Genomic DNA, 13972 nt, shown 5'->3' with positions numbered 1-13972 from the left:
GCGCGCATGGTAGCGAACCTGTCAACCGCGCCGCAGCACCGCGACCGGCGCGCTGCGTGCGATGCGCAAGGTGCCGACCCAGCCGGCGAGTGCGACGATCAGGGCGGCGCAGGCGACGATCGCGGCCAGCGGAGCCAGCGGCGGCGCGTAGTCGGCAAGGCGGAACACCTGGTGCGCGAGCACGCTCCCAAGCGTGGCCGCGCCGGCGACCGCGATCACGCCGGCCAGCAGGCCGAGCACCGCGAATTCGGCAAGCACCGCAGTGGAAAGCTGATGCCGGTACGCGCCGAGCGTGCGCAACAGGGCGGCCTCGAAGCGGCGTTCGTCCGCGGTCGCCGCCAGCGCGGCCAGCAGCACCAGCACGCCGGCGAGCAGGCTGAAGCCGAGCACCCATGCGACCGCGCGCGTGACTCGGTCGACGATGTCGCGCACGCGGTCGAGCACCGCGTTGAGATCGATCAGCGACACGTTCGGATAATCGCGCGACAGCGCGGCCAGCGCAGAGGCGGTGTCGCCGGGCAGATGGAAGCTCGCGACGAAACTGTGCGGCAGGACCGCGCCGCTGGCCGGGTCGAGCATCAGGAAGAAGTTCGCACGGAACGAGTCCCAGTCGACGCCGCGGATGCTGGTGATCGTGGCCGTGATCTCTCGCTCGCCGACCCTCAAGGTGAGCGTGTCGCCGAGCTTCAGGTGGAACAGGTCGACCCACATCCGGTCGACCGACAGCTCGGGCCGATCAGCGTGAGCACCGAACCAGCGACCCTGCAGCAATTTGTTCGCAGGCGGCAATTGCTCGCTCCAGCTCACGCGCGTCTCGCCGTTGATCCAGCCGGCGGCGCGGCGATCCTGATAGTCGGTCGCATTCGGAACGCGGCCATTGATCGCAATGAGCTTGCCGACGGCGAGCGGCAACAGGTTGAGATTCGCCGCGCCGAGCGAGTGCAGGCGCTGCTGCATCGCCACGTGCTGGTCCGGCTGCAGGTTGATCAGGAACCAGTTCGGCGTGTCCGGCGCGAGGTCGGCGCGCCAGCGCTCGAGCAGCGACGGCCCGATCACGCCGAGCAGCGCGAGCGCGGTCAGGCTCAGTGCAAGCGCGCCGGCTTGCAGCAGGGTCAGCGCGCGGCGCCGCGAGAGATTGGCGAGTCCGAAGCGCAATGCGCCGCGCAGGCGCGTGCTGCCGATTCGGACCAATGCCAGCATCGCGAGACCGAGCACGAAGGTCACCAGCCCGACACCGGCGAAACCGATCGAGAGCGTCGTGGCGAGTCGCAGGTTGCCGGCGCCGAGCAGGACCAGCAGCGCGCCGACAATGACCGGCAACAGGTACAGCGCATCGAAACGCCGTATGCGCGCGCCGACATCGTGGCGGAATACGCGCATCGGTTCGACATCACGCAGGCGCAGCAGCGGCGGCAGCGCGAAACCGAACAGCACCGCGAGTCCGACCGCGAACGCCGCCAGTGGCGGTCCCCATGGCAGCCCGGGTGGTGCGCCGGGCAGGAGACCGCCGGCGAGGCTCAGCACGAGCTGCTGCAGCGCCAATCCGATCGCGAGCCCGGCGATGCACGCGGGCAACGCCAGCAGGGCGAGTTCGAGCACGAGCGCGCTGACGATCTCGCCGCGGCTTGCACCCAGGCAGCGCAGCAGGGCGACCTCCTCGACCTTGCGCCGTGCGAAGCGCTGCGCCGCGAGCGCGACCGCGACACCGGACAGCAGCGCGGCGAGCAAGGCGGCAAGGCGCAGGAAACCCTCGCCACGCTCGAACGCGCTGCGCAGGTTCTGCTGCGCATCCTCGACCGTGGTGATCTCGGCGCCGTCGGGGAGCTTCGGCTTCGCCCAGTCCGCGAATGCGCTGACGGCGCTCTCGTCGCCCGCGACGAGCAGGCGATAGCGCGCGCGGCTGCCGACCCCGAGCAGGCCGCTGGCCTCGGCATCGGCACGGCTCACAAGCAGGCGTGGCGCCAGCCGGAACAGGCTGCCGCTGTCTGGCGACTTGCGGATTTCGCCACCGATCACGAGGTCGCGTCCGCCCAATTGCACGCGCGCGCCGATGCCGACGCCGAGTGCGACGAGCACGGCGTGGTCGGCGTAGAGCGTGCCGGCAGGCGGCGCATGCGCCGCTTTCTCGAAGCCGGCCGCATCAGTGACCGTGAGCGTGCCGCGCAGCGGAAACGCGGAGTCGCTGGCGCGTACGTCGCAAAGCTGGCTTCTGTCGCCGGCGAACACGACGCTCGGAAAATCCGCGAGAAGGTTCGTCGCCAGGCCACGTCGGCGCGCCTCCTCGGCGAACTCCAGCGGCAACGGCTTGCTCGCGCCGATGCCGAGGTCGCCACCGATGAGCTCGGCCGCCGACGCGACCAGCGCGCGTTCGACACGGCTGGCCAGTGTCGCGACCGCGGTCAGCGCAGCGACCGCGAGCACCAGCGCCGCGGCCAGTGTCGCAAGTTCGGCGTGCCGGAATTCACGGCGCAGGCTGCGTGCGGCGAACGCGAGCGGCCTCACGCGGCGGCTCCGTCGATGCGTCCTTCGTGAAGATGCAGGCTGCGCGCACAGCGCGCCGCCAGCGTGGAGTCGTGCGTGACCAGCACCAAGGTCGTCGCATGCTCGCGGTTCAGCGCGAACAACAGATCGCCGATCGCGGCACCGGTGCGCTGGTCGAGATTGCCGGTCGGCTCGTCGGCGAACAGGATCTGTGGTCCGTGCACGAAGGCGCGCGCCAGAGCGACGCGCTGCTGCTCGCCGCCCGATAGCTGATGCGGATAGTGATGCCGGCGCGCATTGAGTCCCACCCGCGCGAGCGCGTCGGCGGCGCGTTCGCGCGCGTCGTCGCGACCCTCGAGTTCGAGCGGCAGCATCACGTTCTCCTCGGCGTTCAGCGCCGGCAGCAGATGGAAGCTCTGAAACACGAAGCCGACCAGGCGTCGGCGCAGGCGTGCGCGCGCTTCCTCGTCGAGCGCGTCGAGGCGCGTGCCGGCGAGCGTGATCGAACCTGCGCTCGGGCGATCGAGGCCGGCGAGCAGGCCCAGCAGGGTGGTCTTGCCGGAGCCTGAGGCGCCGACGATCGCGAGGCTCTCCCCGCGCGCGATCTCGAGCGCGACGCCATCGAGGATGGTCAGACGGCCGTCGGGGCCGTCGACGACTTTGCTAATCTCGCTGGCACTCAACGCGATTCCGGTGGGTCCGCTCATGTTTCGTGCTGTCCTCGTGGTTCTTCTATCGGTCTGGTGCGTGTCGGCTTCGGCGGTAGCACCGGAGCCGCCGATCCTCGTGCTTGGCGATTCGCTGTCGGCCGCCCACGGTCTCGCGCCGAAGGATGGCTGGGTCGCGCTGCTCGACCGCCGCCTCCAGGAAGCCTCGATGCCGCGCCCGATCGTCAACGCCAGCATCAGCGGTGAAACCACCGCCGGCGGGCTCGCGCGCCTGCCGGCCCTGCTTGCCGAACACCGGCCCGCGCTGGTCATCGTCGAGCTCGGCGCGAACGACGGCTTGCGCGGCCTGCCGCTCGCCGGGATCCGCGTGAACCTCGCGGCGATGCTCAAGGCGATCCGTTCCGCCAAGGCGCGCACGCTGCTGGTCGGCATCGAGCTGCCGGTCAACTATGGTCCGCAGTATCGCGACGGCCTGCGTTCGTTGTATCGGGGCCTGGCCGATGAATTCAACGTGCCGTTGGTCCCGTTCCTGCTCGACGGCGTCGCGCTCGACCCCGCGCTGATGCAGGACGATGGCCTGCATCCGAAGGTGGCTGGCGAGCCGAAGGTGCTCGACAACGTCTGGTCGGTGCTCGCGCCGGTATTGAAGGATTTGCGCTGAGACGGGGCCGCCCGGCGCCGGGCAGGGCATCCGGCCGGGCCAAACGGCACATGCCCGTCACGTCCCGCATTCGCTAAGCTGGCGGGCCAGCTGTCAGGCGCGGGGGGCCTGATCGTGCCTGATTCCATCATCAACCCGGCGAGGAAGAGTCTGCCCATGTTGCGATCACGAGTGTTGACGACGACGATGAACCTGATCCTGGTTGGCGGTTTCGGAATGCTGGCGAACGTCACGGACGTTGCCGCGAAGACCGCTGCGCTGCCGACAAGCAATCCGTTCGCGGCGGCGAGCGCGTTGCCGTTCCAGGCGCCGCCGTTCGACAAGATCAAGGATGGCGACTACCAGCCTGCGCTCGAGGCCGGCATGCGCGAGCAGCTTGCCGAGATGAACAAGATCGCGGCGTTGAAGGCCGCGCCGACTTTCGCGAACACGATCGAGGCGATGGAACGTTCCGGACAGCTGCTCAACCGCGTCGGCGCGGTGTTCGGCGCGCTGACCGGCGCAGACACCAACAAGACCCTGCAGAAGGTGCAGGAAGACATCGCGCCGAAGCTCGCCGAGCACCAGGACGCGATCTACCTCAACGACAAGCTGTTCCAGCGCGTGAAGAAGCTCTACGACACGCGCGCGACGCTCGGCCTGGACCCGGAGCAGAACGAGCTGGTCGAACGCTATTACCGCAACTTCGTGCGCGCCGGCGCCCAGCTCGGCGAAGCCGACAAGGTGAAGCTGCGCGCGCTGAACAAGGAAGAATCCACGCTCACCACGGATTTCCAGAACAAGCTGCTTGCGGCCAATAACGCCGGCGCGGTCGTGGTCTCCGACAAGGCCGAGCTCGCCGGTTTCTCCGCCGCCGATACCGCGGCCGCGGCCGACGCGGCGAAGTCGCGCAAGCTGGACGGCAAGCACGTGATCACGCTGCAGAACACCACGCAGCAGCCGGCGCAGGTCTCGCTCCAGAACCGTGCTCTGCGCGAGCGCCTGTTCAAAGCTTCGACCGAGCGTGCCGAGCACACCGACGCGAACGACACGCGCGCGATCATCCAGCGCCTCGCCGTGCTGCGTGCCGAGCGCGCCAAACTGCTTGGCTTCCCGAATTTCGCCGCCTACACGCTCGACGACCAGATGGCGAAGACGCCGGAAGCTGCCGAGAAGCTGATGACCGACATGGTGCCGGCGGTGATCGCGAAGGCGCATGGCGAAGCGGCCAAGATGCTGGCGCTGATCGACAAGAACAAGGGCGGCTTCAAGCTCGCGCCGTGGGATTGGCAGTTCTACGCCGAACAGGTGCGCAAAGCCGAGTACGATCTCGATGCCGCGCAGATCAAGCCGTATTTCGAGATCGACCGCGTGCTGCATGACGGCGTGTTCTTCGCCGCCAACCAGATGTACGGGCTGACCTTCAAGGAACGCAAGGACATCCCGGTCTGGGATCCGGACGTGCGCGCATTCGAGGTGTTCGACAAGGATGGCACCTCGATGGCGCTGTTCTACGCCGACTACTGGAAGCGCGACAGCAAGCGCGGCGGCGCCTGGATGGACAACCTGATGGGCCAGTCCGGCCTGCTCGGCACCAAGCCGGTCGTGTTCAACGTCTGCAATTTCACCAAGCCGTCCGCGGGCCAGCCGGCGCTGATCACGTTCGAGGACGTGACCACGATGTTCCACGAGTTCGGCCACGCACTGCATGGCATGCTCTCGAACGTGAAATACCCGACGCTCTCGGGCACCAACGTGCCGCGCGATTTCGTCGAGTTCCCGTCGCAGTTCAACGAACATTGGGCCAGCGATCCGAAGGTGTTCGCGAACTACGCCAAGCACTACCAGACCGGTGCGCCGATGCCGGCGGAACTGGTCGAGAAGATCAAGAAGACACGCACGTTCAACCAGGGCTTTGCGACCACCGAATACCTGGCCGCCGCATTGCTCGACATGGCCTGGCACACGCTGCCTGAGAGCACACCGAAGCAGGACGTCGATGCGTTCGAGACCAAGGCGCTCAAGGAATTCAAGATCGACATGTATGAGGTTCCGCCGCGCTACCGCACCTCGTATTTCGCGCACATCTGGGGCGGCGGCTATGCGGCCGGCTACTACGCCTACCTGTGGAGCGAAGTGCTCGATCACGATGCGTTCTACTGGTTCCGTGAGCACGGCGGCATGACCCGCGAGAACGGCCAGCGCTTCCGCGACATGGTGCTCTCGCGTGGCAGCACCGAGGACATGGCCAAGCTGTACCGCGACTTCCGCGGCCGCGATCCGAGCGTCGAGCCGCTGCTTGAACAGCGTGGCCTGAAGGAAACCGCGGGCGACAAGTAATTCACCTGATTGCGCGTCTGGGAACGGGATCTCCCTCGACCTGACGCGCGTGCGGCGCGGCGGCAGCCGCGCTGCATTCAGCCCTCCCCTTCAAGGGGAGGGTTGGGTGGGGATGGTGTTCAACACGGCCCCAGTGAGTCGCGGCCGCCGCTCCCGCATCGTGGCGTTCCGCTCCGCCGCTCGCGTCTATACTCGTCGCATGTCCCTCACCGGAATGCGCCCATGCTTGTCCGCTGCATCCTCGCTGCTTCCTTGTGCCTGTTTGCCGGACTCGCGGAGGCCGCCGTGCCCGTGCTGGTGATCCATGGCGGCGCCGGCGTGATCCGCAAGGACCTGACGCCGGAAAAGGAAAAGCTCGTTCGCGCGGATCTCGAGACCGCGCTGAAGAATGGCTATGCAGCCCTGAAGAGCGGCGGCAGCAGCCTCGATGCCGTGACCAAGGCGATCCTCGTGCTCGAGGACTCGCCGCGCTTCAACGCCGGCAAGGGTGCGGTGTTCACGCACGATGGCAGGAACGAACTCGATGCCGCGATCATGGACGGCGCAACACTGCGCGCCGGCGCGATCGCCGGCGTGCACCGAGTGAAGAATCCGGTGCTGCTCGCGCGCGCCGTCATGGAGAAGTCGCCGCACGTGTTCCTGATCGGCGATGGCGCCGAGGCGTTCGCGAAGACGGTCGGCATCGAACTGGTCGATCCCTCGTACTTCCGCACCGAGGAGCGCTGGCAGCAGTTGCAGGAAGCGCTCAAGGCGGAGGCGAAGAACCAGCATTCATCGCTCGGTCGCGCGATCCACTACGGCACGGTCGGCGCCGTCGCGCTCGACAGCGCCGGCCGTCTCGCCGCGGCGACCTCGACCGGCGGCATGACCAACAAGCGCTGGGGCCGTGTCGGCGATTCGCCGGTCATCGGCGCCGGCACCTACGCGAACGCGCACTGCGCGGTTTCCGCGACCGGCTGGGGCGAGTACTACATCCGCGCGGCGGCCGCACACGACATCTGCGCGCGCGTCGAGTACGCGAAGAAACCGGTCGCGCAGGCCGCGAAGGAAGTCGTGATGGACGTGATCCCGAAACTCGGTGGCGACGGCGGCGTGATCGCGCTCGACGCCGACGGCAACTTCGCGACGCCGTTCAATACCGATGGCATGTATCGCGGCTGGGTCGATCGCGATGGGAAGGTGCACGTCGCGATTCTGGGGGATTGATCGGCGTCTATGCGAAGGCACTTGTCTCGTCATTCCGGCGAAAGCCGGAATCCAGTGTCTCGAGTTAGTCAGACGCTGGGTCCCGGCTTTCGCCGGGACGACGAGCTATAGGCTCTTGCCAGTTTCACCTCATTGAAGATCGAGTGAGCGATGCATGGACACGCCGGATGGGCTGAAGCCCACCTACGTGGCTGCGTGATGATAGTCATTGACACGCAGCGGCCTTCGCGGACAATGATGATAACTAACTGTTAGTGGGAGCGGTCATGCCGACCAGCGTCGCCCTTGGCGAGCATTTCGAGAATTTCGTGAAGCGCAAGCTTGCGGAAGGGCAGTACAACAACGCCAGTGAGGTGGTTCGTGCCGGCCTGCGTCTTCTCGAGGACGCGGAAGCGGAGAAGGCGCTGCGCCTGAAGGCGCTGCGTGCAGCGGTCAAGGCAGGTCTGGACAGCGGCGCCGGGCACGACGCGGACGCCGTGTTCGATCGACTCGAAGCGAAGTATCAGGCGGCCAACGCGCGCGGCTGATGCGAGCCGTCTTTTCCCGGCTCGCCGAGTGCGATCTGGAAGAGATCGGCGACTACATCGCCGCGGACAATCTGCGGCGTGCCGTCACGTTTGTCCGCGAGCTGCGCGCACACTGCGCACGGATCGCCGACGCGCCACTCGCATGGCCTGCCCGTCCTCAGCTCGGTCCGGGGATCCGATCCAGCCTGCATGGACGTTATGTGGTCTTTTTCCGTGCGAGCGCCGAACAGATCCTGATCGTGCGCATCCTGCATGGCGCACGTGATTTGCCCGCGCAACTCGAAGGGATTCGCGATTGAGAACTGTCTCCGCCACCCGCTACGTCACACCGCTGCGCGAAGGTGGTTCGCTGCCCGCGATCGTCGAGGCCGACGACCAGGGCCTTTACGTGCTGAAGTTCCGCGGTGCGGGGCAGGGCGCCAAGGCGCTGATCGCGGAGCTCATCGCCGGTGAACTCGCACGCCTGGTCGGATTGCCGGTGCCGGAGATCGTGTTCGTCGAACTCGATCCGGATCTCGCGCGCACCGAACCGGATCCGGAGATCCAGCACCTGATCCGCGCCAGCGCGGGCCTCAATCTCGCGCTCGACTACCTGCCGGGATCGGTTACGTTCGATCCGGTCGTCGAGAAGCCCGATGCGGAGCTCGCCTCCGCGATCGTCTGGTTCGACGCGTTCGTCAGCAACGTCGACCGCACCGCGCGCAACACGAACCTGCTGATCTGGCATCGCAAGCTGTGGCTGATCGACCACGGCGCGGCACTGTACTTCCACCACAACTGGGACGGCTATCTGGAGCGCGCGACCGATCCGTTCGCGCGGATCAGGGATCATGTGCTGCTGCCGTTCGCGTCTGCACTGCGCGAAGCGGACGCGCGCATGAGCGCGCTCGTCACGCGCGAGGCGATCGGGCGTATCGTCGCGCGGATTCCGGAAGCGTGGCTGGGCGGCGACGCCCCGTTCGCGAGCGCCGAAGAACATCGCGGCGCCTACGCGCAGTACCTGTGCCGGCGCATCGAGGCGCCGCACGCATTCGTCGAGGAGGCGATCCGTGCACGCGTATGACTATGCACTGATCCGCGTGGTGCCAAGAGTCGAGCGCGGCGAGTTCGTCAATGCCGGCGTCGTGCTGTCGTGCAAGCGTGGCGGCTTCCTCGAGGCGCGCATCGAGCTCGACGAAGCACGCCTGCGCGCACTCGATCCCGCGCTCGATCTCGACACCGTACGCGGCCATCTCGCCGCGTTCGCGGCGATCTGTGCCGGCGGCGAGGCGGCCGGCCCGATCGGAAAACTGCCGCCGCGTGAGCGCTTCCACTGGTTGACCGCGCCGCGCAGCACGATGATCCAGACCTCGCCGACGCATACCGGGCGCTGTCCCGATCCGGCGGTCGCGATCGAGCGCCTGCTCGATACGATGGTGCGCGTGCCGCGCCCGAAAGCCTGATCGCATCGCATCACGTCGAACAAGCCAGACCCGTCAACACGCCAGGCCCGTCAACACACAGAATCCGATGGACATCGCATGTCAGCGCCTGCATAACCAGCGGATCGAGCCGGCCGCGTTCACAACGCCGGCCGAGGCTGTCGCGTGGTTCGGCGCAGTACAGGCGCAGGACTATCTCGGCGCTCTGTGGGCGGTCGGCCTGCGCATGCGCGAGGCGACCGAGCGCAGCGTCGAAGCCGCGCTCACCGAGCGTCGTATCGTGCGGACCTGGCCGCTGCGCGGCACCCTGCATTTCGTGGCGGCGGCTGATGTGCACTGGATGCTCGAACTGGCGACGCCGCGCGTGCTCGAGCGCAGCCGCCGGCGCCTGCACGACGAATTCGGGCTCGACGATCCGGTGTTCGCAGGTGCACGCAAGGTGATCGAGCGCGCGCTGCGTGGAGGTCGGCAGCTGACGCGGCCCGCGCTGTATCAGGTCCTGGAGTCGGCGCGAATTTCCGCAGAGGGCCAGCGCGGACTGCATATCCTGTGGTGGCTGGCGCAGCAGGGCGTGATTTGCCACGGTACGCGCGAGGGCAAGCAGCCGACCTTCGTGCTGCTCGACGAATGGCTGCCTGCCGCGAAGCGCTTTTCGCGCGAAGAAGCGCTGGCCGAACTCGCGCTACGCTATTTCACCAGCCGCGGTCCGGCGACGCCGCAGGATTTCACCTGGTGGTCCGGACTCGCAGCCGCGGACGCGCGGATCGCGCTCGAGATCGTGCAGCCGCAGTTGCTGCGGGAAACCCGCGGCGGAAGCACGTATTGGCGGTCCACGTCAGCGCTACCGAATCCGGCCCTGAAGTCGTCCGTGGTGCATCTGCTGCCGGCCTATGACGAATACGCGATCGCCTACAAGGATCGCGGCCATGTGCTATCACCGGCGCACAGTGCCAAGGCGGGTAACGGCATCTTCAATCCAGTGATCGTCGTTGATGGGCACATCGCAGGGACCTGGAAGCGCACGCTGGGCCGCGCATCGGTCGCGGTCGCGCCGAGCCCGTTCGTCGCATTCGATAAGGCTTCGGGCAAGGCGCTCGAAGGCGCGGCGCATCGCTACGCAGCATTTGTCGGCCTGTCGGCCGCGATGACGGAGCCGGTGGCCAGTGTCAAACCGCGCAAGCCGCCGAAGGGAGCCGGAGAGCGATCGCTTTAGGGGGCGCGCATCATCGTGACGATGCGGAAGGAACAGCCGCGATGTGCGATCAGTGCGCCGCGCCGCCGCTTTCGCGCACCGGCCGTTTCGCGAGCTTGCGCTGCAGCGTGCGTCGATGCAGCCCGAGCCGGCGCGCGGCTTCGGAGATGTTGCCATCGCATTCGGCGAGCACGCGCTGGATGTGTTCCCATTCCAGCCGCTTCAGCGGCGGCGTGTGCACGGCCAGCGGCACGTCGGCCTCCTCGCCGTCATCGCCAAGCAGCGCCTGCACGACCTGGTCCGCGTCGACCGGCTTGGCCAGGTAATCGTGCGCGCCGCGCTTGATCGCCTCGACCGCGGTCGCGATCGACGCATAGCCGGTCAGCAGCAGGATGCGCAGTTCGGCGCGTGCGGCGAGCAGCTCCGGGATCAGCGCGAGGCCGTTCTCGGCGCCGAGCTTGAGATCGAGCACCGCGAAGTCGGGCGACTTCGCGCGCACCAGCGCAAGGGCATGGGCGCCGTCGGAGGCAGTATCGACCGCGAAGCCGCGTGCGGTCAGCGCGCGCGCGAGCACTGCGGCGAAGACGGCGTCGTCGTCGATCAGGATGACGCGATGGGTGTTTGCGGCGGTCATGGGGCGCGATTGTCGGCTGCCGCGAGTGGTACGCGCAATCGCTGCAGCAAACCGCCCTCAGCCAGCGTCTGCGCGGTCAGTTCGCCGCCGAGCCGCTCCGCGGTCGCATGCGCGAGGGCGAGACCGAGGCCGAGGCCATCGCGTTTGCTGGTCTTGAACGCAATGCCGGTGCCGGGTCCGATGCCACCGCCGGTTCCGTGGTCGCGCACGCGGAACTCGACCTCATCGGCATCGGCGGCGACACCGAGTTCGATCGTCGAGGCACCCGCCGCCAGCGAGGCGTCGGCCGCGTTGCTGAGCAGGTTGATCAGCGCATGGCGCAGATTCGGTTCGGCTTCGATCACGCGCGCGTCCGCGTCCGGATCGAGCGTGACGCGCAGTTCGACCTCCGGGCGCAACAGGCCGAACTGGTTCTCGCAGTCGTGCACGAACGCCGGCAGCGCGAGCCGTTGCGGTGTGCCAACGAGCTGTCGGCTGCCGACCGCGACCAGTTCGCGCAGGATGTCGCGGCAGCGCTCGGCCTGGCCGGAGAGCAACGCGAGATCCGCCGCGAGCGCGCTTCCGGCCGGCTGCTCGCGCTGCAGTTCCGCCAGCAGGGTGCGGATCGTCGACAGCGGCGTGTTCAACTCGTGCGCGGTGCCAGCCGCCTGCGTGGCGATCGCGAGGATGCCCTCATCGCGCAGCGCGCGTTCGCGCTCGCGCTGCACGTCCGCCTCGCGCTCGCGCAATGCGCGTGCGAGCCGCGCGATGAAGAAGGCGAGCACGCCGGCGGTGACGGTGAAGTTGATCGCCATGCCGGCGACATGCAGGTTGAAGTCGCCGGTGCCGACGATGTGCTGCGGTGGCAGCGGCACATGCCAGGGGATCAGCAGCAGGTAGCAGGCCGCGGCGAGCAGCGCGACCGCGGCCACGTAGCGCAGCGGCAGCGCGGCGGCGGCCAGCGCGATCGGCATCACCAGCAGCGAGACGAACGGGTTGGTGGCGCCGCCCGAGAAATACAGCAACCAGGTCAGCACGCCGATGTCGACCGCGACATGGCCGAATGCCTCGGGCAGGCTGACCGGCCAGGGCTGGCGCAGGCGCCAGAACGCGAACAGCGCAAACACGGCCAGCGTCACGATGCCGAGCGACAGCGGAGCGACCGGGATCGCCATGCCGAACACGAGCGCGACAATCGCGACGGTCGAGGCCTGTCCGGAGACCGCGCACAGACGCAGCCAGGCCAGCGTCTCGGTCAGCTGCCGGGCGCGATCGAAGAAGCCGCTGCGGGTGGCGAAGGAGGAGGGCATCGTCGCCATTGTGCCACTGCGCGCAGCGCAATCCGGCTATCCGAGCCGATCGTGTGGTCGCCGCTCTCTCGCTCTGCCCCGTTGTTTGCGGGCGTCGTGCGGTGCCCTCGTCCGTTTGTCACGACCGCAAAGCATCGCGGCCGCCGCCACGTCACATAGCGTGCACGGGGTCAGGAGGTTGCGGGGTTCGTGGTGTTTGCAGGTTGCAGCGGCAGGCGGATCGTGACCTCGAGGCCGCGACCGTCGAGGTTGCGCGCCGTGATGCGTCCGCCGTGGCGCTCGATCGCACGCCGCGCGATCGCGAGGCCGAGGCCGGTGCCTCCGCTGGAGCGCGTGCGCGCGCTGTCGGTGCGGTAGAACGGCTCGAAGATGCGCGCAAGGTCGGCCTCCGGCACGCCCGGGCCGTGGTCGCGCACGCTGATCTGCGCGTCGCCACCCGCGCGCACCAGGCGCACGCTGACCGTGCTGCCCTCGGCGGTGTACGCGAGCGCGTTGCGGATCACGTTCTCGAATGCGCTGTAGAGCGCTGCGTGCGAGCCGACGAGAATCAAGCGTTCGCAATCGGCGAGCACGACCTTGCGGCCGCGCGGCGCGCCCTCGTAATCGGCGTTCGTGATCACGTCCTCGAGCAGCGCGTCGAGTGCGACGTTGTCGCGCGCGGCGCCGGTCGCGGTTTCCAGACGCGACAGCTCCAGCGCCTGCGCGAGCATCGCCTCCAGACGGTCGGACTCGCACTCGATGCGGTCGAGCGACGCGCTGACCTGCTTGGCGTCGCCGCCTCGCGCGAGTTCCAGTGCGACGCGCTGGCGCGCCAGCGGCGAGCGCAACTCGTGCGAGACATCGCGCACGAGCCGGCGGTGGCTGTCGACCAGCGCCTTGATGCGCTCGGCCATGGCGTCGAACTCGGCAGCGAGTGCGATGACCTCGGCGCTGCGCCCGAAACGCAGGTGGCCGACGCGCGCGTCCAGGTCGCCTTCGGCGAAGCGGCGCGTGCTGGCGCGGATGCGCGTCAGCGGCGCGGCGACGTACCCCGCGAGCAGCATCGCGACCACGGCGCTGACGATCATCGCGATGCCGATATTGGTCCAGAACGCGAGCGGCCGGCGCGACAGCAGGCGCGACAGGAAATTGCCTTCCAGCGCAGCCACCACGGTGTAGATGCGGCCCTCCTTCGTGCGCACCGCACGTGCGCGCAGCCTGCTCGCGCTGTAGGTGGTGCGTTCCTCGGTGGTCGCTTGCGTGAGCGCCACGGCGACCGCAGCCGCGCGCACGTTGTCCGAGACCGGCCGGCCGAGCAGTTCGCTGCCGTCGGGCGCGAACACGTAGAGGCCGACCGGACCGAATCCGAGCGTGGAGCGCAGCCAGTCGCGGGTGGTTTCCTCGCCGTCATGGCGCAGCGCGCGCCCGGCGTGCGAGAGCTGATCGTCCATCACCGCCTGCAGCCGCGTGATCTCCAGGCCGGGAATCCGCTCGGTCTCGAAATGGTTGGTGGTTATCCAGGCGACCGCGAGCAGCATGAGGACGGTCGCCACCCAGCACGCGGCGAAGATGCGCCAGAACAGGCGGCGCATCAT

General features: G+C 68.2%; 13 protein-coding genes. 8 read left to right on the top strand and 5 right to left on the bottom strand.

The features are described 5' to 3' along the window. Positions 1–21: 21 nt before the first annotated feature. On the bottom strand, positions 22–2502 hold the full coding sequence (locus ABD002_RS16975; protein WP_343793223.1) for an ABC transporter permease: 2481 nt from the start codon (positions 2500–2502) through the stop codon (positions 22–24). Then, complete coding sequence (locus ABD002_RS16970) at positions 2499–3188, bottom strand: ABC transporter ATP-binding protein (protein WP_343793221.1); 690 nt, start codon at positions 3186–3188, stop codon at positions 2499–2501. The genes ABD002_RS16975 and ABD002_RS16970 overlap by 4 nt, the downstream gene beginning before the upstream one ends. Between ABD002_RS16970 and ABD002_RS16965 the strand changes: the two genes are divergently transcribed. From ABD002_RS16965 to ABD002_RS16930, 8 genes are all read left to right on the top strand, one after another. Continuing rightward, positions 3187–3810 carry an arylesterase gene (locus ABD002_RS16965; protein ID WP_343793219.1) on the top strand — a complete coding sequence of 208 codons (624 nt, stop codon included), beginning with the start codon at positions 3187–3189 and terminating at the stop codon, positions 3808–3810. The two genes, ABD002_RS16970 and ABD002_RS16965, sit on opposite strands and share 2 nt — an antisense overlap. A 156-nt stretch (positions 3811–3966) precedes the next feature. Next, positions 3967–6129, top strand: coding sequence for a peptidyl-dipeptidase Dcp (dcp, locus tag ABD002_RS16960; RefSeq protein WP_379988401.1), 2163 nt, complete (start codon positions 3967–3969; stop codon positions 6127–6129). Between the two features lie 222 nt (positions 6130–6351). Next, positions 6352–7335, top strand: a complete 984-nt coding sequence (locus ABD002_RS16955) for an isoaspartyl peptidase/L-asparaginase family protein (RefSeq protein ID WP_343793217.1) — start codon at positions 6352–6354, stop codon at positions 7333–7335. Between the two features lie 266 nt (positions 7336–7601). Continuing rightward, positions 7602–7862, top strand: coding sequence for a type II toxin-antitoxin system ParD family antitoxin (locus ABD002_RS16950; protein ID WP_343793215.1), 261 nt, complete (start codon positions 7602–7604; stop codon positions 7860–7862). After that, complete coding sequence (locus ABD002_RS16945; protein ID WP_343793213.1) at positions 7862–8161, top strand: type II toxin-antitoxin system RelE/ParE family toxin; 300 nt, start codon at positions 7862–7864, stop codon at positions 8159–8161. Before ABD002_RS16950 ends, ABD002_RS16945 begins: the two co-directional genes overlap by 1 nt. Then, positions 8158–8925: a HipA family kinase gene (locus tag ABD002_RS16940; RefSeq protein ID WP_343793211.1), complete on the top strand. Its 768-nt coding sequence runs from the start codon at positions 8158–8160 to the stop codon at positions 8923–8925. Before ABD002_RS16945 ends, ABD002_RS16940 begins: the two co-directional genes overlap by 4 nt. Next, the gene (locus ABD002_RS16935; RefSeq protein WP_343793209.1) at positions 8912–9304 is read left to right on the top strand and encodes a DUF3037 domain-containing protein; all 393 of its coding nucleotides are present in this window, start codon (positions 8912–8914) and stop codon (positions 9302–9304) included. Before ABD002_RS16940 ends, ABD002_RS16935 begins: the two co-directional genes overlap by 14 nt. 67 nt (positions 9305–9371) lie before the next feature. After that, a complete protein-coding gene (locus tag ABD002_RS16930; protein WP_343793208.1) occupies positions 9372–10496 on the top strand; it encodes a winged helix DNA-binding domain-containing protein in 1125 nt (374 codons plus the stop codon). 49 nt (positions 10497–10545) lie between these two features. Here ABD002_RS16930 and ABD002_RS16925 read toward each other — a convergent pair whose 3' ends face one another. The 3 genes from ABD002_RS16925 to ABD002_RS16915 form a co-directional block, all read right to left on the bottom strand. Next, positions 10546–11109 (bottom strand): response regulator transcription factor, encoded by a 564-nt coding sequence (locus ABD002_RS16925; protein WP_343793206.1) that lies wholly within the window; start codon positions 11107–11109, stop codon positions 10546–10548. Continuing rightward, positions 11106–12407, bottom strand: coding sequence for an ATP-binding protein (locus ABD002_RS16920; protein WP_343793204.1), 1302 nt, complete (start codon positions 12405–12407; stop codon positions 11106–11108). The genes ABD002_RS16925 and ABD002_RS16920 overlap by 4 nt, the downstream gene beginning before the upstream one ends. Before the next feature lie 161 nt (positions 12408–12568). Continuing rightward, the gene (locus ABD002_RS16915; RefSeq protein WP_343793202.1) at positions 12569–13972 is read right to left on the bottom strand and encodes a sensor histidine kinase; all 1404 of its coding nucleotides are present in this window, start codon (positions 13970–13972) and stop codon (positions 12569–12571) included.

The sequence above is a fragment of the Dokdonella soli genome (assembly GCF_039523175.1).
Taxonomy (GTDB): domain Bacteria; phylum Pseudomonadota; class Gammaproteobacteria; order Xanthomonadales; family Rhodanobacteraceae; genus Dokdonella_A; species Dokdonella_A soli.
Note: the sequence above shows the minus strand (reverse complement) of the source record. Positions and strands in the feature narration are given on the sequence as shown.

Bases quoted from the DNA above. Each gene is read 5' to 3' on its own strand.
- ABD002_RS16965 (WP_343793219.1), top strand. From the start codon at position 3,187: ATGTTTCGTGCTGTCCTCGTGGTTCTTCTATCGGTCTGGTGCGTGTCG.
- ABD002_RS16970 (WP_343793221.1), bottom strand. From the start codon at position 3,188: ATGAGCGGACCCACCGGAATCGCGTTGAGTGCCAGCGAGATTAGCAAA.
- dcp (WP_379988401.1), top strand. From the start codon at position 3,967: ATGTTGCGATCACGAGTGTTGACGACGACGATGAACCTGATCCTGGTT.
- ABD002_RS16955 (WP_343793217.1), top strand. From the start codon at position 6,352: ATGCTTGTCCGCTGCATCCTCGCTGCTTCCTTGTGCCTGTTTGCCGGA.
- ABD002_RS16950 (WP_343793215.1), top strand. From the start codon at position 7,602: ATGCCGACCAGCGTCGCCCTTGGCGAGCATTTCGAGAATTTCGTGAAG.
- ABD002_RS16945 (WP_343793213.1), top strand. From the start codon at position 7,862: ATGCGAGCCGTCTTTTCCCGGCTCGCCGAGTGCGATCTGGAAGAGATC.
- ABD002_RS16930 (WP_343793208.1), top strand. From the start codon at position 9,372: ATGGACATCGCATGTCAGCGCCTGCATAACCAGCGGATCGAGCCGGCC.
- ABD002_RS16925 (WP_343793206.1), bottom strand. From the start codon at position 11,109: ATGACCGCCGCAAACACCCATCGCGTCATCCTGATCGACGACGACGCC.
- ABD002_RS16920 (WP_343793204.1), bottom strand. From the start codon at position 12,407: ATGGCGACGATGCCCTCCTCCTTCGCCACCCGCAGCGGCTTCTTCGAT.
- ABD002_RS16915 (WP_343793202.1), bottom strand. From the start codon at position 13,972: ATGATGCGCCGCCTGTTCTGGCGCATCTTCGCCGCGTGCTGGGTGGCG.